This window comes from Kitasatospora sp. NPDC048298, from assembly GCF_043201465.1.
GTDB lineage: Bacteria > Actinomycetota > Actinomycetes > Streptomycetales > Streptomycetaceae > Kitasatospora.
Map to the genome: position 1 here is coordinate 44,359 of NZ_JBICYZ010000014.1, position 23,461 is coordinate 67,819.

Annotated in this window: 18 protein-coding genes; 10 read left to right on the plus strand and 8 right to left on the minus strand. The window is 74.5% G+C overall.

All coding sequences use genetic code 11. The annotated features are described in order from the left end of the window. Positions 1-2: 2 nt before the first annotated feature. The gene (locus tag ACGF0D_RS14015) at positions 3-1,355 is read right to left on the minus strand and encodes an MFS transporter (RefSeq protein WP_392882696.1); all 1,353 of its coding nucleotides are present in this window, start codon (positions 1,353-1,355) and stop codon (positions 3-5) included. Positions 1,356-1,903: 548 nt separating this feature from the next. On the opposite strand from ACGF0D_RS14015, the gene ACGF0D_RS14020 reads away from it, so the two are divergent. Continuing rightward, a complete protein-coding gene (locus ACGF0D_RS14020) occupies positions 1,904-2,785 on the plus strand; it encodes a DUF3027 domain-containing protein (protein WP_392882693.1) in 882 nt (293 codons plus the stop codon). Between the two features lie 172 nt (positions 2,786-2,957). After that, complete coding sequence (locus ACGF0D_RS14025) at positions 2,958-6,254, plus strand: sacsin N-terminal ATP-binding-like domain-containing protein (RefSeq protein ID WP_392915830.1); 3,297 nt, start codon at positions 2,958-2,960, stop codon at positions 6,252-6,254. A gap of 45 nt (positions 6,255-6,299) precedes the next feature. Here ACGF0D_RS14025 and ACGF0D_RS14030 read toward each other — a convergent pair whose 3' ends face one another. Together ACGF0D_RS14030 and ACGF0D_RS14035 are read right to left on the minus strand one after the other, a co-directional pair. Beyond that, complete coding sequence (locus ACGF0D_RS14030) at positions 6,300-8,759, minus strand: HAD-IC family P-type ATPase (RefSeq protein WP_392915833.1); 2,460 nt, start codon at positions 8,757-8,759, stop codon at positions 6,300-6,302. A 52-nt stretch (positions 8,760-8,811) separates the two neighbouring features. Continuing rightward, positions 8,812-9,138: a DUF2530 domain-containing protein gene (locus ACGF0D_RS14035; protein WP_392915835.1), complete on the minus strand. Its 327-nt coding sequence runs from the start codon at positions 9,136-9,138 to the stop codon at positions 8,812-8,814. 177 nt (positions 9,139-9,315) lie between these two features. On the opposite strand from ACGF0D_RS14035, the gene ACGF0D_RS14040 reads away from it, so the two are divergent. The 3 genes from ACGF0D_RS14040 (at position 9,316) to ACGF0D_RS14050 (ending at position 13,828) form a co-directional block, all read left to right on the plus strand. Next, positions 9,316-10,776: an NCS2 family permease gene (locus tag ACGF0D_RS14040; RefSeq protein ID WP_392915838.1), complete on the plus strand. Its 1,461-nt coding sequence runs from the start codon at positions 9,316-9,318 to the stop codon at positions 10,774-10,776. Positions 10,777-10,996: 220 nt separating this feature from the next. Next, positions 10,997-11,920: a DUF4231 domain-containing protein gene (locus ACGF0D_RS14045; RefSeq protein ID WP_392915840.1), complete on the plus strand. Its 924-nt coding sequence runs from the start codon at positions 10,997-10,999 to the stop codon at positions 11,918-11,920. A 189-nt stretch (positions 11,921-12,109) separates the two neighbouring features. Next, positions 12,110-13,828 (plus strand): hydrogenase maturation protein, encoded by a 1,719-nt coding sequence (locus ACGF0D_RS14050; RefSeq protein WP_392915843.1) that lies wholly within the window; start codon positions 12,110-12,112, stop codon positions 13,826-13,828. A gap of 96 nt (positions 13,829-13,924) precedes the next feature. Here ACGF0D_RS14050 and ACGF0D_RS14055 read toward each other — a convergent pair whose 3' ends face one another. Together ACGF0D_RS14055 and ACGF0D_RS14060 are read right to left on the minus strand one after the other, a co-directional pair. Further along, positions 13,925-14,989, minus strand: coding sequence for an MHYT domain-containing protein (locus tag ACGF0D_RS14055; protein ID WP_392915845.1), 1,065 nt, complete (start codon positions 14,987-14,989; stop codon positions 13,925-13,927). Positions 14,990-15,293: 304 nt separating this feature from the next. Beyond that, positions 15,294-15,761, minus strand: a complete 468-nt coding sequence (locus ACGF0D_RS14060; protein ID WP_392882458.1) for a VOC family protein — start codon at positions 15,759-15,761, stop codon at positions 15,294-15,296. A 120-nt stretch (positions 15,762-15,881) separates the two neighbouring features. Between ACGF0D_RS14060 and ACGF0D_RS14065 the strand changes: the two genes are divergently transcribed. Together ACGF0D_RS14065 and ACGF0D_RS14070 are read left to right on the plus strand one after the other, a co-directional pair. Next, entirely contained in the window at positions 15,882-16,316 is a 435-nt protein-coding gene (locus ACGF0D_RS14065; protein ID WP_030235202.1) for a MarR family winged helix-turn-helix transcriptional regulator, read from the plus strand. Positions 16,317-16,524: 208 nt separating this feature from the next. After that, entirely contained in the window at positions 16,525-18,096 is a 1,572-nt protein-coding gene (locus ACGF0D_RS14070) for an MFS transporter (protein WP_392915848.1), read from the plus strand. A gap of 43 nt (positions 18,097-18,139) precedes the next feature. On the opposite strand, the gene ACGF0D_RS14075 is transcribed toward ACGF0D_RS14070, so the two are convergent. Beyond that, positions 18,140-18,658 carry a GNAT family N-acetyltransferase gene (locus ACGF0D_RS14075; RefSeq protein ID WP_392915850.1) on the minus strand — a complete coding sequence of 173 codons (519 nt, stop codon included), beginning with the start codon at positions 18,656-18,658 and terminating at the stop codon, positions 18,140-18,142. A gap of 46 nt (positions 18,659-18,704) precedes the next feature. Between ACGF0D_RS14075 and thpR the strand changes: the two genes are divergently transcribed. Next, positions 18,705-19,292: an RNA 2',3'-cyclic phosphodiesterase gene (thpR, locus tag ACGF0D_RS14080; RefSeq protein ID WP_392882451.1), complete on the plus strand. Its 588-nt coding sequence runs from the start codon at positions 18,705-18,707 to the stop codon at positions 19,290-19,292. Positions 19,293-19,536: 244 nt separating this feature from the next. Here thpR and serC read toward each other — a convergent pair whose 3' ends face one another. Then, positions 19,537-20,655, minus strand: a complete 1,119-nt coding sequence (serC, locus tag ACGF0D_RS14085) for a phosphoserine transaminase (protein ID WP_392882449.1) — start codon at positions 20,653-20,655, stop codon at positions 19,537-19,539. 174 nt (positions 20,656-20,829) lie between these two features. Then, positions 20,830-21,930 (minus strand): citrate synthase 2, encoded by a 1,101-nt coding sequence (locus tag ACGF0D_RS14090; RefSeq protein WP_360348291.1) that lies wholly within the window; start codon positions 21,928-21,930, stop codon positions 20,830-20,832. A gap of 416 nt (positions 21,931-22,346) precedes the next feature. Between ACGF0D_RS14090 and pdxH the strand changes: the two genes are divergently transcribed. After that, a complete protein-coding gene (pdxH, locus tag ACGF0D_RS14095) occupies positions 22,347-22,979 on the plus strand; it encodes a pyridoxamine 5'-phosphate oxidase (protein WP_392882691.1) in 633 nt (210 codons plus the stop codon). Between the two features lie 144 nt (positions 22,980-23,123). Next, positions 23,124-23,315 (plus strand): FxSxx-COOH cyclophane-containing RiPP peptide, encoded by a 192-nt coding sequence (gene fxsA / locus ACGF0D_RS14100; RefSeq protein WP_392882446.1) that lies wholly within the window; start codon positions 23,124-23,126, stop codon positions 23,313-23,315. Positions 23,316-23,461 lie beyond the last annotated feature (146 nt).

Below are 23,461 nucleotides of genomic sequence, written 5' to 3' on the forward strand. Positions count from 1 at the left end.
GGTCAGGCCACCCGGGGCGCCGCCGGGTGCCGCCGCAGACCCACCCGGAACAGCGAGCGCAGCGTCCACAGCAGCACCACGCCGACCACCCCGGCGGCGATCGACAGGCCCAGCTTCCCGTTCAGCGGCAGCAGGATGCCGACCGCGCCGCCGGCCACCCAGCACAGCTGCATCAGGGTCTCCGAACGGGCGAACGCCGAGGTCCGCACCGCCTCCGGGACGTCCCGCTGGATCAGCGCGTCCAGCGCCAGCTTGCCCAGTGACGCCGCCATCCCGGCAGTCCCGGCGACCAGAACCACCGTCACCACGCCGTACCAGAGCGCGGCCGCCGCCGTGACGCAGGTCGCCAGCAGCAGCATCGCGGTGACCGTCGCCTCCGGGCCCCGGGTGCGCAGCCAGGAGCCGAGCACCGAGCCCAGCGCGTTGCCCGTCCCGGCCGCCAGCGCCACCAGGCCCAGCGCCGCGGTCGGCCGCAGCCCGCCGATCGGCTCCTCCCGCAGCAGGAAGGCCAGGAACATCACCAGGAAGCCGACCAGCCACTTCATCGCCGACATCGCCCGCAGCGCCAGGATCACCGAAGGGCCGACGGTGCGCAGCGAGGCCTTGACCGGCGGCGGCCTGTGGTGGATCAGGTGCGAGCCCTCGCCGTGCACCTCGGCGTGCAGGACGGCGCGCTGCTCGCCCTTGGCCGAGTCCACCGCGGGCGGCAGGTGGAAGGCCATCAGGGTGCCGATCACGAACACCAGGAAGGCCCCGCGCAGCGGCCAGCCGGGCCCGAGCAGGTGCAGCAGCCCGCCGACCGCGGCCGCCACGCCGGTGGCCAGCAGCCCGGCCAGGGTGACCCTGGAGTTCGCCTTCACCAGGGACAGCCGGCTCGGCAGCAGCCGGGGCACCACCACGCTGCGCACCACGCCGTACGCCTTGGACGCGACCAGCACGCCGAGCGCCTCCGGGTAGAGCGCGATGCCGCCGCCGGCGATCACCCCGGCCATCGTCCAGGCGAGCACGGCCCGGGCCAGCATGGCCGTCGCCATGGCCGCCCGGCGGCCGTGCGGCAGCCGGTCCAGCAGCGGGCCGACCACCGGGGCCAGCAGCGCGAACGGGGCCATCGTGATCAGCAGGTAGAGCGCGACCCGGCCGCGGGCCTCGCCGGTGGGCACCGAGAAGAAGATGGTGGACGCCAGTGCGACGGTGATCAGCATGTCGCCGAAGGAGTTCAGCGCGTGCAGCTCGATCAGCTTCGCGAGGCCGGACTCGCCCGCGCCCTCGGCGGCGGTGGCCCGGCGGATCCGGCGGCCGGTGCCGTGCACCACCTTGCCGGTGCGGGAGCCGGCGGCGGAGGCGGTGCGGACCAGGAAGTGCCGGCGGGGCTCGGGGGTCTCCGGCTCCTCCGGCTCCTCCGGGGCCAGGTCGAGGGCGGCGGGGGCGTCGGGGGCCCCGGCCGCGGACCGGTCCGCGGATTCGGCGGACGCCTCGGCGCCGTCCGCCGGCGGCGGTTCGCCCGCGCCGGGGACCGGAGGCTGCTGCCGCGGCACGGCGTCCGTCTGGTCGGGGCTGCCGGCCTGCGGGACACGCAGTACGTGCTGCGACGGTTCGGGGTCCGCCACAAGCCCATCCTGCCCCAGAATCGCCGAGCCGACGCGGGACCGGGCTCCGTTCGGCGCGGCCCCGGAACGGCCGTGTCCGCCCCGGACTGTGCCGGGGCACCGACCGGCGGGTAGCCTGCCCAAGGTCGACCCGCCGGAGCGCCGGGGCGCCGGCAGGCCGGTCGAGCGGCGCGGCCGGTACCCGAGGGGGCTCCCGGTCGCGCAGAATGGACGTGGGACACCAAGCCGCGACGGAACAGGCAACACGCCGTGGGCGACAGAAGAACTGGGAGAGAATCGACGCCGTGAGTGCTGCGATGCGAAGCCGTACCCCCGACCGGCTCTGTGCCGAGGCCGTCGAACTCGCCCGCCAGGCCGCCGAGGAGGCCGTCGGTGCGGAGGCCGTCGGGCCGCACCTGGGTGCCCACGCGGACGCCGACCGCGTCGTCACCCACACCTTCGAGTGCCTTGACGCGGCCTACCGCGGCTGGCACTGGGCGGTCACCGTCGCGCGTGCGCCGCGCGCCAAGAACGTCACCCTGGACGAGGTCGTGCTGCTGCCCGGCGACGACGCGGTGCTCGCCCCGGAGTGGGTGCCGTGGAGCGACCGGCTGCGGCCCGGCGACATGGGCCCGGGCGACCTGCTGCCCACCGGCGCCGACGACCTGCGGCTGGAGCCCGGCTGGACGGGCGAGGACGAGCCCGCGCCGAACTCCGCGGTCGCCCTGGCGGACGACGAGGACATGGTCGTCACCGACCCGCACGTCGAGCCCGCCCCGGCCCGCGCCCGGATCAACGCCGTCGCCGAGGAGCTGGGCCTGGGCCGCAGCCGGGTGCTCTCCCGGCTCGGGATGCACCTGGCCGCCGAGCGCTGGGAGAAGTCCCACGGCCCGCAGACCGCGATGGCGCAGGCCGCCCCGGCCTCGTGCGCGAGCTGCGGCTTCCTGGTCCCGATCGGAGGCTCGCTCGGGCAGGCCTTCGGCGTGTGCGGCAACGAGTTCGGCCCGGCCGACGGCCAGATCGTCTCCTTCGCGTACGGCTGCGGCGGGCACTCCGAGGCGGCCGTGATCCCGGCCCCGCCGGCGCCGTCCGAGCTGATCCTGGACGAGCTGGTGGTCGAGCCGCTCCCGCTGCACCCCGACCGCGCCTCCGGCTCCGTCGAGCCCGACGCCCCCGCCGAGGAGCTCGGCCACTCCTGAGCCCCGTGCCCTCCGCGGCCCGCCCGGTCACCGACCGGCGCGGGCCGCGGTGCTTTTCCGGGCGGCGGGGGGCCGCCGGGGCCGGCGGCGGCGGGGTGCGTGGTCGGGAGCAGTCAGTGGGGCAGGGAAGAATGCCCTACGACGAACAGGGCAGCGGAAGGCGGCAGGTCCAGTGGAACCTCGGATCATCGGCAGCGGCACGGACGAGCACCTCGCGGACCCCTTCGGCAGCGCCGCGCTGCGCCGACGGGTGCTGGCCGCCTGGGCCGCCTCGCCGGCCCGGTTCCGGGAGGACGCCAACGCCGAGGAGGAGCTGGCGCTCGGCGGCTACCGGGACCGCCTGGTGGTCGAGTTGGCGCAGAACGCGGCCGACGCCGCGGTCCGGGCCGGCCAGGGCCCCGGCCGGCTGCGGCTGACCCTCGCCGACGGCGTGCTCGCCGCCGCCAACACCGGCGCCCCGCTGGACGCGGCCGCCGTCGAGTCGCTGTCCACCCTGCGCGCCTCCTCCAAGCGCGGCGAGGAGCCCGCCGTCGGCCGGTTCGGGGTCGGCTTCGCGGCCGTCCTCGCCGTGACCGACGAGCCCGCCGTGCTGAGTGCCACCGGCGGGGTGCGCTGGTCGCTCGGCGAGGCCCGGGCGCTGGCCGGGGCCCAGCCCGAGCTGGCCGACGAGCTGCGCCGCCGGGACGGCCACGTGCCGCTGCTGCGGCTGCCGTTCGCGGCCGAGGGGCCGGCCCCGGCGGGTTACGACACGGTGGTGGTGCTGCCGCTGCGGGACGCCGCCGCCGAGGACCTGACCCGCCGTCTGCTGGCCGGGATCGACGACGCGCTGCTGCTCACCCTGCCCGGCCTGCGCGAGGTCGTGGTGGAGACGCCGGACGGCACCCGCACGCTCACCCGGGAGGCCGCCGAGGCCCGCCCGGACGGGGTCACCGAGGTCACCGTCACCGACGACGCGGGCGGCCGGCCGCGGCGGACGGTCTGGCAGACCGTCGGCGCCTCCGGCACGCTCGCGGCCGAGCTGCTGCTCGACCGGCCCACCGAGGAACGCTCGCGCCCGTACTGGACGGTGACCTGGGCCGTCCCGGTCGGCCCGGACGGCGCCCCGCAGCGGCCCGCGATCGCCTCCGTGCTGCACGCGCCGACCCCCAGCGACGAGCCGGTCGGTCTGCCCGCGCTGCTGATCGCCTCCTACCCGCTGGACTCCACCCGCCGGCACGTCGCGCCCGGTCCGCTGGCCGACTTCCTCACCGAGCGCGCCGCCGACAGCTACGCCGAGCTGCTGCGCGCCCGCGGCGCCGACCTCGGCTCGCTCGGCCTCGTTCCCGCCCCGCTCGGCCAGGGCGCGCTGGACAACGCGCTGCGCGCCGCGGTGCTCTCCCGGCTGCCGGGCACGCCGTTCCTGCCGCACCCGGCGCCGGTCGAGGAGGGCACGCCCGCGCTGCGGCCCCGGGACGCGACGCTGCTGGAGGGCGCGGACGGCTCGGTGGTCGAGGCGCTCTCGCCGATCTTCCCCGGGCTGCTGCCGGCCGGCCTGGAGCGCCGCACCGAGCTGCGGGTGCTGAACGTGCGCCGGGTGCCGCTGGCCGAGGTGGTGGACCAGCTCGGCGGCCTGGACCGCGAGCCCGCGTGGTGGCGCAACCTCTACGCGGCGCTCGGCGCGGCCGACCCGGAGGCGCTCGGCGCGCTGCCCGTCCCGCTGGCCGACGGGCGGACGGTCACCGGGCCGCGGCGCGTCCTGCTGCCCTCCGAGGACGCCGACTGGGCGGCCTTCCCCGGCTACCCCGAGTCGCTGGCGGGCGCGCTCGCCGCGCTGGACCTGCGCCTGGCCCACCCCGAGGCCGCCCACCCGCTGCTGGCCAAGCTCGGCGCCGGCACCGCCACCCCGGCCGGGGTGCTGGACACCCCCGAGGTGCGGGCCGCCGTCGCCCGCTCCTACGAGCTGGCCGAGGACGACCTGGACGCGGCGCTCGAACTCGCCGACGCCGTCCTGGCGTTGGTGAAGGCCGCCGCCCCGGAGCCGGGCGCCCACCCGTGGCTGGCCAGGCTGGCGCTGCTCGACGACGAGGGCGAGCCCGCCCGGGCCGGTGAACTCGTGCTGCCCGGAAGCCCGTTCGCCGCGCTCGCCCGCGAGGAGGACGCCGGCTGGGTGGACGACGAGCTGCTGGAGCGCTGGGGCCCGGAGGTGCTCGCCGCCGTCGGCGTGCTGGCCGACTTCGTGCTGGTGCGCGCCGAGGACGTGGTGCTCGACCCGGACGACCTGGAGCGGCTCGACCCGACCGCGCCGGCCGACCGCGCGGCCGGCGGCCACCCCACCGGCCTGCTGGACGAGGCCCCGGACGGGCTCGCCGAGTGGGCCGAGGACGCGCTGGAGGCGCTGCAGGCCGACGAGGCGATCGGCGTCCCGCCGGTGGCCGCCGAGCTGCTGGCCGTGCGCGACCTCGACCTGGTGGACGACGACGCCTGGCCCCAGGCGCTCGCCGCGCTGGCCCGCCCGCCGTACCGGGACGCCGTGGTCGGCCCGGTGCGCACCCTGCTGCCGGACGGCTCGTACGCCGACCTGCCGCCGTACACCGCGTGGTGGCTGCGCGACCACCCGGTGCTGGCGGGCCGCGAGCCGGCCGGCCTGCGCGCCGCCGGGGCGGACCCGCTGCTGCGCGGCCTGTACGACGAGGCCCGCACCACCCTGGACGAGCAGTTCCTGCACGCGCTCGGGGTGCGCACCACGCTGGCCGCGCTGCTCGCCGAGCCGCACGGTCCTGACGAGGTGCTGGACCGGATGACCGACCCGGACGCCGAGGTCGGCCACCGCCAGCTGTACGGCATCCACACCGCGCTGGCCCGGGTGGACCGCGACCGGATCGAGCCGCTGGACGTGGTGCGGGCGCTGCCGCCGCTGGACCCGGAGACCGGGCGCCGGCCGGCCCACACCGTGGTGGTGGACGCCGCCGAGGCGGTCGTCGCCGACGCCCCCGACCTGGTCCAGCTGCTGCACCCGTACCCGCTGCTGCCGGTCGCCCCGGCGCTGGCCGCCGACCTCGCCGAGCGGCTGCAGGTGTCGCTGGCCAGCGAGGTGGCGGGTGGCCGGGTGCTGTCCGAGGGCGTGCTGCACCGGGTGCCGGCGGTGGTGCGGGAGCTGCTGCCCGGCTGCCCGGTGGCGTACGAGGAGCACGAGGAGCTGCTGGTCGTCGGGCCGGACGGCGGCGAGGCGGCGGTGGACTGGCGCTGGGACACCGGGGCGCGGGCCCCGGAGCCGCCGTACGACCCGGAGCTGGCCGAGGCCGGCGACGAGGACGACGAGTTCGAGGTCCCGCCGGTGCCCGGGCTGCTGCACGCGGCCACCCCGGAGGGCCTCGCCGCCGGGCTGGCCTGGTCGGTCGGGCAGTGGCACCGCCGCTTCGAGGTGCTGGCCGCCCTCAGCGAGCCGGACCGCGCCTACGAGCTCTCGGCCGCCCGGGACTTCGAGGGCTGAGCCGCGCCCCGTGGGCCCGCCCCGGGCGGCGGGCCCACGGGAGGGTCACTCCATGCCGCGGCGCTTCATGACGCGCCAGGTGATCTCCAGGGCGATGCCGCAGACCACCGCGATGGCGACGCCCGTCAGCGGGTCGCGGTAGCCGACCAGCGAGAGGTCGAAGAAGGTCTTCAGCGGGGGCACCACCAGCACCAGCGCGAAGGCGCCGCACATGCTGCCGATCAGCAGCAGGCGCCACCAGTTGTACGGGCGGGCGACGATGGCGAGGACCCAGATGGCGATCAGGAAGAGCGTCAGGGTGGCCACACTGGTGTCGGCCTTGAGGTCGGTCGCGTGGTCGGTGCGGGCGAGCGTGTAGGCGACGAAGGTGCCGGTGCCGGCGATGACGCCGCCGGGGATCGCCAGCCGCAGCACCCGCTTCACGAAGCCGGTGCGGGCCCGCTCGTTGTTGGGGGCGAGCGCGAGGAAGAACGCCGGGATGCCGATGGTCAGTGAGGACAGCACGGTGGAGTGCCGGGGCAGGAACGGGTACGGCGAATGGGTGAAGATCACCAGGAGGGCCAGCAGGACCGAGTAGACGGTCTTCACCAGGAAGAGTGAAGCGACCCGCTCGATGTTGCCGATGACCCGGCGGCCCTCGGCCACCACGGAGGGCAGCGAGGCGAAGGAGTCGTTCAGCAGCACGATCTGGGCGACCGCCTTGGTGGCGTCCGAGCCGGTGCCCATCGCCACGCCGATGTCGGCGTCCTTGAGCGCGAGCACGTCGTTGACGCCGTCGCCGGTCATCGCCACGGTGTGGCCGCGGGACTGCAGCGCCCCGACCAGCTGGCGCTTCTGCTGGGGGGTGACCCGGCCGAAGACGCTGGTCCGGTCGGCGGTCTCGGCGAGTTCCTCCGGGTCGGCGGGCAGGGTGCGGGCGTCCAGCGGGTGGTCGGCGCCGGGCAGGCCCAGGTGGCCGGCCACCGCGCCGACCGAGACCGCCGCGTCGCCGGAGATGACCTTGGCCCGGACCCGCTGGCCCTCGAAGTAGCGCAGGGTCTCGGCGGCGTCCGAGCGCAGCCGCTGCTGGAGCACCACCAGGGCGAGCGGGGTGAGGTCGGCCGCCGGGTCGGGGGCGTCCAGCGGGACGGTGGTGCGGCCGAGCAGCAGTACCCGCAGGCCGCGGGCGCCCAGTTCGTCCACCTCGGCCAGGGCCGGGTGCCCGGCGGGCAGCAGCACGTCGGGCGCGCCGAGCAGCCAGCTGGCCTCGCCGCCCTGCGGCTCCAGCAGCTGCACCCCGCTCCACTTGCGGGCGGAGGAGAAGGGCATCGCCTCGATCACCCGCCAGCCGTCGCGGCCCGAGGAGGCGCCGCCGTCGCCGCGCCCGTACGCGTCGATGACCGCCTGCATGGACGGGTTGGGGCGGGCGTCGGCGCCGGCCATCACGGCCAGCGCGTGCTTGACGGTCTCCGGGGCGACGGCGGCGGGCTCCCCGTTCGAGAGCACCCGCAGGTCGATCACGTCCATGCCGCCCTCGGTGAGGGTGCCGGTCTTGTCCAGGCAGACGGTGTCCACCCGGGCCAGGCCCTCGATCGCCGGGAGCTCCTGGACCAGGCACTGCTTGCGGCCGAGCCGGACCACGCCGATCGCGAAGGCGACCGAGGTCAGCAGCACCAGGCCCTCGGGGACCATCGGCACGATGCCGGCCACCATGCGCCGGACGGCCTCCTGCCAGTCCCGGCCCTCGACGGCCAGCTGGCTGATGATCAGACCGAGGGCGGTGGGGATCAGCAGGTAGGTGATGATCCGCAGGATGCTGTCGATGCCGGTGCGCAGCTCCGACTTCACCAGGGTGAACTTGCTGGCCTCCTCGGCGAGCTGGGCCGCGTAGGCCTCGCGGCCGACCTTGGTGGCGGTGAACGCGCCGGCGCCGGCCACCACGAAGCTGCCGGACATCACGTGGTCGCCGGGCTGCTTGAGGACCGGGTCGGGCTCGCCGGTCAGCAGCGACTCGTCGATCTCCAGGCCGTCCGCCTCGGTGACCTCGCCGTCCACGATCACCTTGTCGCCGATGCCGAGCAGCACCGTGTCGTCGAGGACGATCTCGGAGACGCCGATCTGCTGGACGGCGCCGTCCCGGCGGACCTGCGGGCGGGCCTCGCCGATCAGGGCCAGACTGTCCAGGGTCTTCTTGGCGCGCAGCTCCTGGATGATGCCGATCGCCGTGTTGGCCACGATGACCAGGCCGAACAGGCCGTCCTGGAGCGGACCGACGATCAGGATGATGCCGAACATCACGCCGATGATGGCGTTGAAGCGGGTGAAGACGTTGGCCCGGACGATCTCCCTGGTGGACCGGCTGGACCGTACGGGGACGTCGTTGACCTGGCCCTTCGCGACCCGCTCGGCCACCTCGGCGGCGGTCAGGCCGCCGCGCCGGCCGGGCAGCAGGCCGAGGGGGTGCGCTCCGTCCGGTCGGTCTCGGTCGGTCGGCCGCTCTTCCGCTGGCTGGGCAGGCTGCGTCATGGCACCGACTCTACGGGTGCCTTATGCCCGATGCGTGCTACTAAAGGACTATTCAGTCCGACCGGGTGGCCGGGTTCTGGCCGTTGTCCTCGGCCGTGTGTTCGGCCGTGTGTTCGGCCGTGTGCGCGGCCGCCTCGGCGGCGCGGCCGCGGGCGATCGCGTCCCGTCGGGCCCGGCAGTACCAGAGGCCGATCAGGCCGAGCAGGCCGCCGGAGAGGCAGATCCACGGCCAGGTGCCGTGGCCGTGCGCGGAGAGGGTGCCCTGGAAGGGGAGCAGGGCGAGGAAGGCGACGAACCACAGCACCGTGCCGCCGCCGACGATGGCGACGTCGTTGGCCTCCAGCGGAGGGGGCGAGGGGTGCAGTGGCGTCTTGGGCATGGGGCCTAGCGTACGGTGCGGCGGGCGGCTGTGCGGGCCCCTCGGCCCCATGCGAGCTCTACGCGCGAAGATAGCGCGTGTGCGATCCGGAAACCATACTTAAAGATCTGCGCCCGGCCACCGTCGCCCCGGGCGTCCACTCCCTCTCCTCAGCTCCCCCACAGAGGACGCACGCACATGCCAGTGGTCCAGCCGACCACCGAGTCGCCCGAACCCGCCGACGCCGCGCCGAAGCCCCCCACGAGCGCCGTCGACCGCTTCTTCCGGATCAGCGAGCGGGGTTCCACCCTGCCGCGCGAGATCCGCGGTGGTGTCGCCACCTTCTTCACCATGGCGTACATCCTGGTGCTGAACCCGATCATCCTGGCCAGCGGCACCGACGTCACCGGGGCCCACCTGGACAGCGGCCAGCTGGTCACCGCGACCGCCCTGACCGCGGGTCTGACCACCCTGCTGATGGGGGTCGTCGGCAACGTCCCGATCGGCCTGGCCGCCGGCCTCGGCGTCAACACGATCGTGGCGCTCCAGCTCGCCCCCAAGATGACCTGGCCGGACGCCATGGGCATGGTCGTGCTGGCCGGTTTCGCGATCATGCTGCTGGTCGCCACCGGTCTGCGCGAGCGGGTCATGAACGCCGTGCCGCTCGGTCTGCGCAAGGCGATCGCGATCGGTATCGGCCTGTTCATCAGCCTGGTCGGCCTGGTCGACTCCGGCTTCGTCAGCCGCATCCCGGACGCCGCCCACACCACGGTCCCGCTCCAGCTCGGCGGCAACGGGCACCTGCTCGGCTTCCCGGTGCTGATCTTCGTGGTCGGCCTGTTGCTGACCCTGATCCTGCTGATCCGCAAGGTGCCCGGCGCCATCCTGATCAGCATCGCGGTCTCCACCGCGCTCGCCGCGATCATCGACAAGGTGGCCGACATCCCGGCGCTCAAGTGGGGCCTCACCGTCCCGACCTGGCCGGGCAACCCGGTCTCGGCGCCGGACTTCGGGCTGGTCGGCAAGGTCAGCCTGTTCGGCGGCTTCGAGAAGGTCGGCGTGCTGACCGGCGTGCTGTTCGTCTTCACCGTGCTGATGTCCTGCTTCTTCGACGCGATGGGCACCATCCTCGGCGTGGCCGACGAGGCCCACCTGCTGGACGCGAAGGGCGACCTGCCCGGCATCAACAAGGTCCTGATGGTGGACGGCATCGCCACCGCGGCCGGCGGTGCCACCTCGTCCTCCGCCAACACCTGCTTCGTCGAGTCCACCGCCGGTGTCGGCGAGGGCGCCAGGACCGGCTTCGCCTCGATCGTCACCGGCCTGCTCTTCGTGGTGGCGCTCTTCCTCACCCCGCTCGCCACCATGGTCCCGGCCCAGGCCGCCACCCCGGCCCTGGTCACCGTCGGCTTCCTGATCCTGGCCAACTCGATCAAGGAGATCGACTGGGCCGACTACACGATCGCGATCCCGGCCTTCGTGACCATCGTGATGATGCCGTTCACCTACAGCATCACCAACGGCATCGGCATGGGCTTCATCGTCTTCTGCGTGATGCGCCTGGCCGCCGGCCGCGGCCGCGGGGTCCCGGTCCCGATGTACGTGGTGGCGGCGGTGTTCGCCTTCTACTACCTGATGCCGGCCCTCGACCTGCTCTGACGCCGTACGGCCCACGCGGCCCCGTCCCCCCGGCTTCACCTCGGGAGGACGGGGCCGCGGCGTTTCCGCGGGGCGCCTCTCCGGCCGCCCGGCGCTTCCGCGGGGCGCCCCTTTGGCCGCACCCGTCACCAACGGTCGGAAGTTGTCAAGAATGCGCCCGTGTAGGCGAGTTGGCGATGGGAATACTGGCTGGACGGAGAAGGGGGAGGGGACTCGACCGATGGTGCAACAGGATCCGCCGGGGGGCGTCGAGGCACAGCTTCTGCCGGAGCTGTTCTGGACGACGGACAAGGCATCGCTGGACGGCCAGCGGGAGACGCTGCGCTGGTACCGCGGCCTGATCGCGATGCTGGTGGTCGCCGCGGTGATCGGGTCGTTCCCGGGCCCGGACGACAAGGGCGACTTCGACGTCTGGCCGCTGTTCTCGGTCGCCGCCTTCCTGGTGGCCGGCTACTTCTGGTCCCGGCTGCGCCGGAGCAACCCGCAGGGCCGCTGGTACCAGGCCAGGGCGGCGGCCGAGTCGGTCAAGACGCTGGCCTGGAAGTACACCGTCCGGGCCACGCCGTTCGACGGCGAGGCCGAGTCCGTGGACGTCGACCGCGGCTACCTGCTCCAGGTCGAGGACGTGCTGCGGGCCTTCGAGGACCCGGAGATCGTGCCGCCCGGCAGCGTCGCCGAGATCACCCCGGAGATGCGCCGGCAGCGCGCCGAGAGCCTGACCGCCCGGCGCACCCTCTACCTGCGCACCCGGGTCGAGGGCCAGCGCACCTGGTACCGCTCCCGGGCCGAGGCCTGCGACTCGCAGGCGGTCTCCTGGGGGCTCGGCGTCGCGGTGCTGATCATCGTCGGTGCCGCGGCGGCCGTCGCCCAGGCCACCGGCGCGCTGCCGGTGCACGTCTTCGGCGCCACCTCGGCCGCGGCGGCGGCGATCATCGCCTGGACGCAGCTCAAGCAGCTCGGCCCGCTGGCCGCCGCCTACCAGCTGGCCGCGCGTGAGCTGGAGAACGTCGGCAACCAGCTGTCCGACCTCGACCTCCGGGCGCCGGATGCCGAGGCGCGCTGGGCCCGGTTGGCCGCCGAGGCGGAGGACGCGGTCTCCCGGGAGCACACCACCTGGCGGGCCCGCCGGGCGTTCCCGCGTTAGGGGCGCGTGTCCGCCGGCGGCGGAGAGTACCCGGTGGGAACGGGGAGTTGGGGAGATCCGGCGAAACGCGGGGCACAGGTGTGCGGGGTGCGTGAGAGTAGAGCGCCGAGACACGGACCGTAATCATTACGTGTCCATGCCGTGGTTTCATCGCCTGCGCGCGACCCCAGTTCCCGCCGGAGGCCCTCCTTGCGCATTCTCCTGATCGCCAGCGCGTTCAACAGCCTGACCCAGCGCGTCCACACCGGACTGCGCGAGCGCGGCCACCGGGTCGCCGTCCAACTCGCCCTCGGAGAAGAGGGGATGAGGGAGGCGGTGGCCCGCACCGATCCCGAGCTGATCATCTGCCCGATGCTCACCAGGGCCGTCCCGCAGGACATCTGGTCCACCCGGACCGTCCTGATCGTGCACCCGGGGCCCAAGGGCGACCGCGGCCCCTCCTCGCTCGACTGGGCGATCACCGAGGGGGCGGAGCACTGGGGCGTCACCGTGCTGCAGGCCGTCGAGGAGATGGACGCCGGGGACATCTGGGCCTCCGTCGAGTTCCCAGTCCCCGCCTGCGGCAAGAGCGAGTTGTACCGGGGCGAGCTCGCCGACGCCGCCGTCGAGGCCGTCCTGCTGGCCGTCCAGCGGTACGAGGGTGGGCTGTTCACCCCCGAGCCGCTGGACTACGCCCGGCCGGACGTGCAGGGCGAACCGCGGCCCTTCCTGCGACAGGAGGCGCGCCGGATCGACTGGTCGCGGGACGACACCGCCACCGTGCTGCGCAAGCTGCGCGCCGCCGACTCCCAGCCCGGCGTGCTGGACGAGCTGTACGGGCGGGAGTTCTTCCTGCACGGCGGCCACCCCGAGGACGAGCTGCGCGGACCGGTGCCCGGCGCCGTGCTGGCCACTCGGGACGGCGCGATCTGCCGGGCCACCGTGGACGGCGCGGTGTGGATACCGCAGCTGCGCCCGCGCCGCACCCCCGGCGGGCCGGCCACCTTCAAGCTGCCGGCGGCCACCGCGCTCGCCGACGAGCTGTACCGGGTCCGCGAGGTGCCGGTGCGCCCGGAGGCGGCGAGCCGCCGGGACACCTGGTCGGAGCTGCGCTACCGCGAGGAGGGCGAGGTCGGCTTCCTCGAATTCGCCTACACGGGCGGGGCGATGAGCACCGGGCAGTGCCGCCGGCTGCTCGCCGCCTACCGGGAGGCGGCCGAGCGGCCGACCTCGGTGCTGGTGCTCGGCGCGCCCCGGGACTTCTACTCCAACGGGATCCACCTCAACGTCATCCAGGGCGCGGCCTTCCCGGCACTGGAGTCCTGGGAGAACATCAACGCGATGGACGACTTCGTCGAGGCGGTGCTGACCACGACGGACAAGGTGACGGTGGCGGCCCTGGCCGGGAACGCGGCGGCCGGGGGGCTGATGGCGGCGCTCGCCGCCGACGAGGTGTGGTGCCGGGAGTCGGCGGTGCTCAACCCGCACTACCGGCTGATGGGCCTGTACGGCTCCGAGTACTGGACGTACACCCTGCCCCGGCGGGTCGGCGCCGAGCAGGCCGAGCGGCTGACCGCCGAGGCGCTGCCGGTCGGTGCCGACCACGCCCGCCGGATCGGCCTGGTGGACCGTACGGTCGGCGGGGACGCGGCCGGGTTCCGCCGCTGGGTGGCCCGCGAGGCCGCCCGGATCGCCGCCGCCCCGGACCTCACGGGGCGGCTGGTGGACAAGAAGCGCCGCCGCGCGGTCGACGAGGAGGCCAAGCCGCTGGCCGAGTACCGGGCGGAGGAACTGCGCCGGATGCACGCCAACTTCTACCGGGCGGGCGAGCCGTACCACGCGCTGCGGCGGGACTTCGTGCACAAGGTCTGCCCGGTGGCCACGCCGGAGCACGTGGCGGGGCTCCTCGGGCGTCCCTCGCAGGCCTGACGCGGCGGTACCCGTCGGAACGGGACCGGGCGGACGCCCGGCCGGGGTGGGGGGCCCGGCCGGACGCCCGCTCGGGCTCCGCTCCCGCGCCCGGCCTCAGCGCCGGGCCGCCCCGCCCAGTGGCCGCGGGCCCCCCGGGGGCGGGGGCCGCGGCGGGGGGGCCCGGCCCCCCCGGGGGGGCGCGGCCCCCCCCGCCCCCGCGGGGGGGGGGGGCCGCGGGGGGGGGGGGGGGGGCGCGGCCGGCCGCGGGGGGGGGCCCCGCCCCCGCCCCCGCCCCCCCGGCCGGCCCCCCCCCCCCGGGGGCGGCGCCGCGGGGGGGGGGGGCCCCCGCGGCGGGTCGTCCGGGCCGCCCGGGGTGCGCGCGGCCCACCCGGCCCGCTCGGTGGCGGGAGCACGCGGGGGCAGCGGGGCGGCCGGACCGGCCAGCAGGGGCCGGGAGTCGGGTCGGCTCGGTGAGACGGCGAAGGCCAGCGAGCCGAAGAACACGTAGCAGCCGAGCCCGACCCCGAGCGGGAAGATGAACTGGAGCGCCATCACGCCGTCCGCGGTGGAGCGCGAGAAGTCCAGCCGGACGGAGAGCGCCGCCATGCCGGTGTAGTGCATCGCGCAGACCGCCACGCCCATCACCGGGGCCGCCGCCAGTACGGCGAGCGTGCCCTGGATGTTCAGCGCGGCCCAGAGCGCGGCCGTGGCCGCGACCACGGCGATCGCCACCGAGGCCGCCACGGTGGGCCGGTCGTAGTCGAGCCGGCCGGGCAGGACCATCGCGGCCATGCCCAGGTAGTGCATCGCGGCGACCCCGAGGCCGGTGGTCAGCCCGCCGACCAGCAGGGCCGGGCCGCGGCGCCGCCAGTACCCGACGGTGAAGAGCCCGACGCCGACCACGGCGACGGCGACCAGCAGGCTGAGGACGGTGAGCCCGGGCCGGTAGCTGATCTCGACGCCGGTCACGGAGAAGCCGAGCATCGCGATGAAGTGCATGGACCAGATTCCGGCCCCGAGCGAGGTCGAGGCGAACAGCAGCCAGACGGCCCGGGTGCGGCCCCGGGAGACGAGTGCCCAGCGGGCGCTGCGCAGCGCGACGAAGGCGCCGAGGCAGGCGACGAAGTACGAGACCGCCGGTGTCACCCAGCCGTGGTCGGCATGGTGGATCTCACCCAACAGAGCTCCCTGGACGAGGGTTGCGGGCACCGGGAGACGGGCGGACGCGGCTGGCCGGGGAAGGCGCGCGGCAGCGGGCACCGGAGCGGGAACGCGGTCCCGCGGGGAGGAGCCTGGTATGTGGTGCCCCTGACAAACCGGGAGAGTAGTCACTGTTCGGCGGATCGCACAATGTTCGCGTTTTTCGTGAAGTCCCAGGTCAGGATGGACCTTTACGCGGTCTGCATGATCCCGGCACCAACCCCTGACACCGCCTGCGCACCGCCCCCGGGTCGCGGTCGGCGCCCACTCCGGCGGTCGGCGCTCACTCCAGGGGGGCTAGTCCGAACGGGTGGCCGGCCGGGTCGATCAGCACCCGCAGCGTGCGGCCGTGCTGGTAGGCGGGCTCGGTGGCGCCGAGCGCGAGGGCCTTCTCGGTGGCCTCGTCCAGGTCGTCGACGTAGAAGTCGAGGTGGAAGTGCTTGCTGCCGTCCGGTTCCTTCCACGGCTCCGGCCGGTACCCGGTCACCCGCCCGAAGCCGATCGGGCTGCCGCCCTCGGGGTTGTCCAGGATCGCGAAGTGCTCGTCCGCGTGCCTGGTCTCCCACCCCAGCAGCTCGCCGTAGAACGAGGCCAGTGCGACCGGGTCGGCGCAGTCGATGGTGACCATGGCGAGCCGGGCGAAGCCGGTGTCGTCGGGCTCGGTCCTGGTGGACGGCACGGACGGCTGCGACTGCTCGGACGGCTGCGGCCGTTCGGACCGCCCGGACGGCTCGGTGGCGAGGTCGGACATGGCAGGTCGGCCCTTCTGGGAGTCGAGAGCTGGGGCCCATGACCAATATCGCACCGGGGTGACCCTCCGGCGCGGCGGATCTCATTTTCCTTAGCGAGAGTAATGACGTAGTCTAAAGAGATGCCCGAGATGTCCGAGCAGGACCTCGCAGCGATCAGTCAGCTGCGATCGTCCACGATGCGCCTCTCCCGACGACTCAAACACCAACGGGTGGAGGAGTCGCTGAGTCCCACCGAGATGGGAGTACTGGGCACCCTCGCCCGGTGCGGGAAGGCGACGCCGGGTGAGCTCGCCCGGAAGGAGCACGTGCAGCCTCCCTCGATGACCAGGATCGTCGCGATGCTGGAGGAGAAGGGGCTGGTGCGGCGCGAGCCGCACCCCGAGGACCGCCGCCAGGTGGTCGTCAGCAGCACCGAGCAGGCCGAGACGATCCTCGCGGAGAGTCGTCGACGCCGGAACGTCTGGCTCGCCGAGCTCGCCCAGGGACTCGACGAGGAGGAGTGGGCCGTCCTCAGGGAGGCCGCGCCCGTGCTCTACAAGCTCGCACACCTCTAGGCACACCGAATCCGGCCAGCCGCCGGAAGAACGAGGAGTACTGCATCACCGCAGGACCGACCACTGACACCAGGAGCGGGGCGGGCCCCCCCCCGGCCCGCGCGCCCCCCCGGGGGGCCCCCCCCACCCCCCCCCCCCCCCCCCCCCCCCCCCCCCCCCCCCCCCCCCCCCCCCCCCCCCCCCCCCCCCGCCACGAGGGGAGACCACCGTGACACCGCCGGCCGCAGCCAGCGCCGCCGCCTTCCGTACCGACGACCCGACCACCGACCCCGCCGCGGCGAGCGCCGCGGCCGCCGACACCCAGGCACCCGCCCCCACGGGGCTGCCCGGCAACGGCGACGACGACCCCGACGAACGCACCGCGGCGGACCCCGCCGCTCAGGGCCGCCCCCACTCGGCCCGCCCGTCGCCCGCCACCACCCTTCCGGCGACGAGCTCCGCTCGGCCCCTCTCATCTCCCACAGGTGCCGAATTCACCCGGCCCGGGGGGATGTTCTCCTCACTGCGCGTTCGCAACTACCGCTACTACTTCGCCGGCCAGGTGGTGTCCAACACCGGCACCTGGATGCAGCGGATCGCCCAGGACTGGCTGGTGCTGAGCCTCACCGGCAGTCCGCTCGCGGTCGGCATCACCACCGCCATGCAGTTCCTGCCGATGCTGCTGCTCGGCCTGTTCGGCGGCGTGCTCGCGGACCGGATGCCCAAGCGCCGGCTGCTGATCTACACCCAGGGCGCGATGGGTCTGCTGGCCGCCGGCCTCGCGGTGCTGACCGTCGGCGGCGTGGTGACGCCGTACTACGTGTACTTCTTCGCGCTGCTGCTCGGCCTGGTCACCGTGGTGGACAACCCGACCCGGCAGGCCTTCGTCTCCGAGATGGTCGGGCCCAAGGACCTCGCCAACGCCGTCAGCCTGAACGCCGCCAACTTCCAGACCGCCCGGCTGGTCGGCCCCGCCGTCGCGGGCCTGCTGATCGCCGCGGTCGGCAGCGGCTGGGCGTTCGCCGTCAACGCGCTGTCCTTCGCCGCCGTGATCGGCGGGCTGCTCGCGATGCGGGAGAGCGAACTGCGCCCGACCGAGCCGATCGCCCGCGAGAAGGGGCAGTTGCGCGAGGGCCTGCGGTACGTGAGGGAGCGGCCCGAGCTGCTCTGGCCGATGGTGCTGGCCGGGTTCATCGGCACCTTCGGCTTCAACTTCCCGACGCTGCTCTCCGGTTTCGCGTACGACACCTTCGAGGTGGGCGCCGGCCAGTACGGCCTGCTGAACACCGCGATGGCGATCGGTTCGCTGACCGGCGCGCTGCTCGCCGCCCGCCGGGGCGTGCCGCGGCTGCGCCGGCTGGTCGGTGCGGCGCTGGCCTTCGGCGCGCTGGAGGTGGTCGCCGCGTTCGCGCCCGACTACTGGACCTTCGCGCTGCTGCTGATGCTGATCGGGGTGTTCGGGCTGAGCTTCAACACCTCGGTCAACTCCTCGCTGCAGCTGGCCACCGACCCCGAGATGCGCGGCCGGGTGATGGGCCTGCTGGTGCTGGTCTTCACCGGCGGCACGCCGATCGGCGCCCCGATCGTCGGCTGGGTGACCGCCTCGTACGGGCCCCGGCTCGGCCTGCTGGCCTGCGGACTGGTGTCCGCGGCGGCGGCCGGCGTGGTGGGCCTGGTGCTGGCCCGCAGCGCGGACCTGCGGGTGCGCTTCGACCTGCACCCGGGCCGCGGCGGCCGGGTGGTGGCCGTCGTGCCGCGAACCGGCGCGACGAGCAAGTCGGAGCTGGCCCCAGCCTGCTGACGGAACGTCGGGCCCCCGGACGTGTCCGGGGGCCCGCGGTGGTTCAGAGGCGGATCTCCAGCACCTGGCCGGGCCAGACGCCGTTCGGCTGGTCGACCTCGAACGCCACGGTCTCGGTGAAGCCGAGCGCCCGGTACCGGCCGACCAGCTTGCGGTCGGCGCCGCCGTAGCAGTCCACCCGCAGCAGGCCGATGCCGCGTCGGCGGGCCTCCTCGATCGCGTCGGCGATCAGCGCGGCGCCGACGCCGGAGCCCTTGCGGTCGCGGTCGGTGACCAGGTTGCGGACGTACAGCTCGCGCTCGTCCACGGCGGGGATCCACCGGCCGCGGTCCTCGGAGAGCACGCAGCAGCCGACCGTACGGCCGTCCTCGTCCACGGCGAGGCGGATCAGGAACGGTTCCTCGGCGTACGAGGAGACCTGGTCGATCCGGGCCTGGATGGTGCTGAACGGCTGGTCGCCCCACTGGCCGGTGCGGCCCTGGGCGGTCAGCCAGGAGATGGCGTCGTCGAGCAGGGACAGGATGTCGGGGACGTCCGCGGACCCCCCGTTGCGGATCTTCATGGGAGAACGTTCTACCCCAGCCGGCCGGGCGCGGGAAGATGGGCCCATGAGGTTGTTCGTGGCGGTGCTGCCGCCGGTCGAGGCGTTGCAGGGGCTCGCCGACGCGGTCGCGCCGGTGCGGGAGCTGCCCGGGGCGGAGCGGCTGCGCTGGACCGGCGTCGAGGGCTGGCACCTGACCCTGGCCTTCCTGGGCGAGGTGCCGGCCGGGAGCCTGCCGGAGCTGGAGGCGGGCCTGGCCGCGGTCGCCGAGGTCCACCCGGTGCACCGGCTGCGGATCGCGGGCGCGGGCCGGTTCGGCGACCGGGTGCTCTGGGCCGGGGTCGAGGGCCAGACCTGGGCGCTGCGGCGGCTGGCCGACGCCGTCACCGAGGCCACCGCCGAGGTCACCGGGGCGACCGACGACTTCGCCTTCCACCCGCACCTCACCCTCGCCCGGGCCGGCTCCTCGCGCGGCCACCGGCGGGCCGTGCAGCGGGTCGCGGCGGCCGAGCTGGACGGCCTGGTGGCGGCGCTGGCCGACTACCGGGGGTCGGAGTGGGACGCGGTCGAGCTGCGCCTGGTGCGCAGCGACCTGGGCGGCGGCTTCGCGCACTACGAGACGCTGCGCTCCTGGGCGCTGGCGGACTGGAGCTGAGCTCCCCGGGAGGGCCCGGCAAGGGGCCCGGGCGGAGTACGGGGTGAGCCGGAGGTACGCTCGTTGACCGTGGATCCCAAGACTCGTATGCGCATCGTCTCCGGCACCCTGGTGCTGATGCTGGTCGTCGTGCTGATCAGCTCGCTGGTCGGCCGATAGGCACCTCCGGCCTCCCGGCCCCGGAACGGCGAGAGGGCCACCGCCCGTCGGCGGTGGCCCTCGGCCGTGTCCTCGGGGGACGGGGTCAGAGCTGCTCGACCACGTAGTCGATGCAGTGGGTGAGCGCCTCGACGTCCGCCGGGTCGATCGCCGGGAACATCGCGATGCGCAGCTGGTTGCGGCCCAGCTTGCGGTAGGGCTCGGTGTCCACGATGCCGTTGGCACGCAGTGCCTTGGCGACCGCCGCGGCGTCCACCGACTCGTCGAAGTCGATGGTGCCGACCACCTGGGAGCGCTCGGCCGGGTTCGCCACGAAGGGGGTGGCGTAGGAGGACTTCTCGGCCCAGGAGTACAGCCGGGACGAGGAGTCGGCGGTGCGGGCGACCGCCCAGTCCAGCCCGCCGTTGCCGTTCATCCACTCCAGCTGGTCGGCCAGCAGGAAGAGGGTGGAGAGCGACGGGGTGTTGTACGTCTGGTCCTTCGACGAGTTGTCGATGGCCGTCGGCAGCGAGAAGAACGGCGGGATGTAGCGGCCGGAGGCGGCGATCTCGGCGGCGCGCTCCAGGGCGGCCGGGGAGAAGGTGGCCAGCCACAGGCCGCCCTCGGAGGCGAAGGACTTCTGCGGGGCGAAGTAGTAGACGTCCGTCTCGGTGATGTCCACCGGCAGGCCGCCGGCGCCCGAGGTGGCGTCCACCAGCACCAGCGAGCCCTCGTCCGCGCCGGCCGGGCGCCGGATCGGCATCGCGACGCCGGTCGAGGTCTCGTTGTGGGTGAGCGCGTAGACGTCCACGCCGGCCTCGGCGACCGGCAGCGGGTGGGTGCCCGGGGCGGTCTTGATCACGCTCGGCTCGCCGAGCCAGGGCGCGGCCTCGACCGAGGAGGCGAACTTCGAGGAGAACTCGCCGAAGTCGAGGTGCTGGGACTTTGCCCGGACCAGGCCGAAGGCGGCGATGTCCCAGAAGGCGGTGGAGCCGCCGTTGCCGAGGACGACCTGGTAGCCGTCCGGCAGCGAGAAGAGGCTGCTCACGCCCTCGCGCACGCGCTTGACCACGTTCTTGACCGGGGCCTGGCGGTGGGAGGTGCCGAGCAGGGAGGTCTGGGTGGCGGCGAGGGCACTCAGGGCCTCGGGGCGCACCTTGGACGGTCCGCAGCCGAAACGGCCGTCTGCGGGCTTGATGTCAGCGGGGATCTGGATCTGAGCCACGGGCGCAGCCTACCGGCCGGGGGCCCGGCGGATGTACGGCCGTCCGCCCGCTGAGACTGGGGTCCCGGCCGTCCGGGAGCCGCCCGGGGACGCGCGGCAGCGGGCCCGGACGGAGCCGGACCCGCTGCTCAGGGGCACTGACCGGACGCTCGTCCGGTATCGCGCCGCGGGGGATCAGTGGGCGATGGCGTCCCAGCCCTCGATCTCCTCGGGGCGGCGCGGGCCGGGGCCGACGTAGCGCGCGGAGGGGCGCACGAGCCGGCCCGTGCGCTTCTGCTCCAGGATGTGCGCCGACCAGCCCGCCGTGCGCGCGCAGGTGAACATCGAGGTGAACATGTGCGCCGGGACCTCGGCGAAGTCCAGCATGATGGCGGCCCAGAACTCGACGTTGGTGGCCAGCACGCGGTCGGGGCGGCGGTTGTGCAGCTCCTCCAGCGCGGCCTTCTCCAGGGCCTCGGCGACCTCGAAGCGCGGCGCGCCGAGCTCCTTGGCGGTGCGGCGCAGCACCCGGGCGCGCGGGTCCTCGGCGCGGTAGACGCGGTGGCCGAAGCCCATCAGGCGCTCGCCCTTGTCCAGCGCGTTCTTGACCCAGGCGGTCGCGTCGCCGGTGCGCTCGATCTCCTCGATCATGCCGAGCACGCGGGACGGGGCGCCGCCGTGCAGCGGGCCGGACATCGCGCCGACCGCGCCGGAGAGGGCGGCCGCGACGTCGGCGCCGGTGGAGGCGATGACCCGGGCGGTGAAGGTGGAGGCGTTCATGCCGTGCTCGGCGGCCGAGGTCCAGTAGGCGTCGACGGCCTTGACGTGCTTCGGGTCCGGCTCGCCGCGCCAGCGGATCATGAACCGCTCGACGACCGTCTCGGCCTTGTCGATCTCGCTCTGCGGGACCATCGGCAGGCCCTGGCCGCGGGCCGACTGGGCGACGTAGGACAGGGCCATCACGGCGGCCCGGGCGAGGTCGTCGCGGGCCTGCTCGGCGTCGATGTCCAGCAGCGGCTTGAGGCCCCAGACCGGGGCGAGCATGGCGAGGGCGGACTGCACGTCGACGCGGATGTCGCCGGAGTGCACCGGGATCGGGAACGGCTCCGCGGCCGGCAGGCCGGGGTTGAACTTGCCGTCCACCAGCAGGCCCCAGACGTGGCCGAAGGAGACGTTGCCGACCAGGTCGTCGATGTCGACACCGCGGTACCGCAGGGCGCCGCCCTCGCGGTCGGGTTCGGCGATCTCGCTCTCGAACGCGACGACTCCCTCAAGCCCGGGTACGAAATCGGACATGCGACGGCTCCTTCAGTTCTGCGATCGGCGCTCCGCCGTGGTGGGGCGGCGCACCAGTGACCGAATGGTGTTTGGCACTCGGTGCCAGAGTGACAGGCACGGGGTGCATTGCGCCATACACCACCGTGGTGATGTTTCCCGTCGTCCCGCTTGACCTTCCCTCGGACGGGCCGGCCCGCCCGGGGAGGCCGCGGAACCAAACGCCTGGTTCCGGACAATTCCCGCAGGGTGGGCGGCCGACCGGTGGCGGGTCACCTCATCTCCCACCGAGGTTTGTCCGGAGGTAGCGGTGTCCGTTGCTTGTCGTACGGGATGATGTTGCCGTGCAGACCCCGGATCGCGCCCAGTCGACGCCCCTGAGCCCCGCCAACCGGACCCTGGCCGACGAGGCCCGCCCAGGCCCGGACCTCACCGTGATGCGCAAGCACTACAGTCACGAGGGCCTGGTCGAGGAGCAGCTCGCGCCCGAGCCGATCGGCCAGTTCACCCGATGGTTCCACGAGGCGGACGACGCCGGCGTGGTGGAGCCCAACGCGATGGTGCTCTCCACCGCCGACGCCCAGGGGCGGCCCAGCTCCCGCACCGTCCTGCTCAAGGGCTACGACCTGCGCGGCTTCGTGTTCTTCACCAACTACGGCTCCCGCAAGGGCTCCGAGCTGGCCGCCAACCCGTACGCGGGGCTGCTGTTCCCGTGGATCGCGCTGGCCCGCCAGGTGATCGTCCAGGGCCGGGTGGAGAAGGTCGGCCGGGACGAGACCGCCGCCTACTTCCGCACCCGCCCGCACGGCTCCCAGCTGGGCGCCTGGGCCAGCGAGCAGTCCAGCCCGGTCGACGGCCGGGAGGTGCTCGAACGGCGCTACGCCGAGCTGGAGCGCCGCTACCCGGAGGGCGAGGGCGTGCCCGTCCCGCCGTTCTGGGGCGGGTACCGGGTGGTCCCGCAGAGCGTCGAGTTCTGGCAGGGCCGGGAGAACCGGCTGCACGACCGGCTCCGCTACGTCGCCGACCCCGCCGCCCCGACGGGCTGGCGGGTGGAGCGGCTCTGCCCGTGATCCGTTCGGCCCATCAGCTCCGCGCGGCGCCCGCGCGGAGCTGATGGTACGTCACTCCCCGGGTGTAGGATGCCCGTCGCGGACCTGGGTCGATGCACCTTCGGCCAACAGCCCGCTGTGCCGACACGATCGAGTGAGGGACTGATGGGCGTCACCGGTGCGGAAACCGCCGCTGGACTCGGCTCTGACCTGGTCGACGTCGCCGCCCTGTCGCTCGACGAACTCGAAGCCCTGCCCGACACCGTCCTCGGCGACCTGCTGCGCCGGGTGGTCGCGGACGCCCTGACCCCCGGCGCCGAGCCGCTCGCCGCCTTCCAGTCGGCACTCGACCGGTAGGCCGCCTCGCCGCCGGCATCCGGCCCGCGGCACCCCGCCGGACGCACCCCGCCGGCGGCGCTCGACCGGTGGCACTCGCCGATCCCGCCGGTGCGCCCCGCGATCCCGTCCGCGCGCCCCCGGGCGCCGGAGTACCGCGGGCCGTC

Excerpts from the sequence above, each read along its gene's own strand:
- ACGF0D_RS14075 (WP_392915850.1), bottom strand. The coding sequence starts at position 18,658 with ATGAAGATCCGCAACGGGGGGTCCGCGGACGTCCCCGACATCCTGTCC.
- ACGF0D_RS14065 (WP_030235202.1), top strand. The coding sequence starts at position 15,882 with ATGCCCGAGATGTCCGAGCAGGACCTCGCAGCGATCAGTCAGCTGCGA.
- pdxH (WP_392882691.1), top strand. The coding sequence starts at position 22,347 with ATGCGCAAGCACTACAGTCACGAGGGCCTGGTCGAGGAGCAGCTCGCG.
- fxsA (WP_392882446.1), top strand. The coding sequence starts at position 23,124 with ATGGGCGTCACCGGTGCGGAAACCGCCGCTGGACTCGGCTCTGACCTG.
- ACGF0D_RS14040 (WP_392915838.1), top strand. The coding sequence starts at position 9,316 with ATGCCAGTGGTCCAGCCGACCACCGAGTCGCCCGAACCCGCCGACGCC.
- ACGF0D_RS14090 (WP_360348291.1), bottom strand. The coding sequence starts at position 21,930 with ATGTCCGATTTCGTACCCGGGCTTGAGGGAGTCGTCGCGTTCGAGAGC.
- ACGF0D_RS14035 (WP_392915835.1), bottom strand. The coding sequence starts at position 9,138 with ATGCCCAAGACGCCACTGCACCCCTCGCCCCCTCCGCTGGAGGCCAAC.
- ACGF0D_RS14030 (WP_392915833.1), bottom strand. The coding sequence starts at position 8,759 with ATGACGCAGCCTGCCCAGCCAGCGGAAGAGCGGCCGACCGACCGAGAC.
- ACGF0D_RS14045 (WP_392915840.1), top strand. The coding sequence starts at position 10,997 with ATGGTGCAACAGGATCCGCCGGGGGGCGTCGAGGCACAGCTTCTGCCG.
- ACGF0D_RS14060 (WP_392882458.1), bottom strand. The coding sequence starts at position 15,761 with ATGTCCGACCTCGCCACCGAGCCGTCCGGGCGGTCCGAACGGCCGCAG.
- ACGF0D_RS14020 (WP_392882693.1), top strand. The coding sequence starts at position 1,904 with ATGCGAAGCCGTACCCCCGACCGGCTCTGTGCCGAGGCCGTCGAACTC.
- thpR (WP_392882451.1), top strand. The coding sequence starts at position 18,705 with ATGAGGTTGTTCGTGGCGGTGCTGCCGCCGGTCGAGGCGTTGCAGGGG.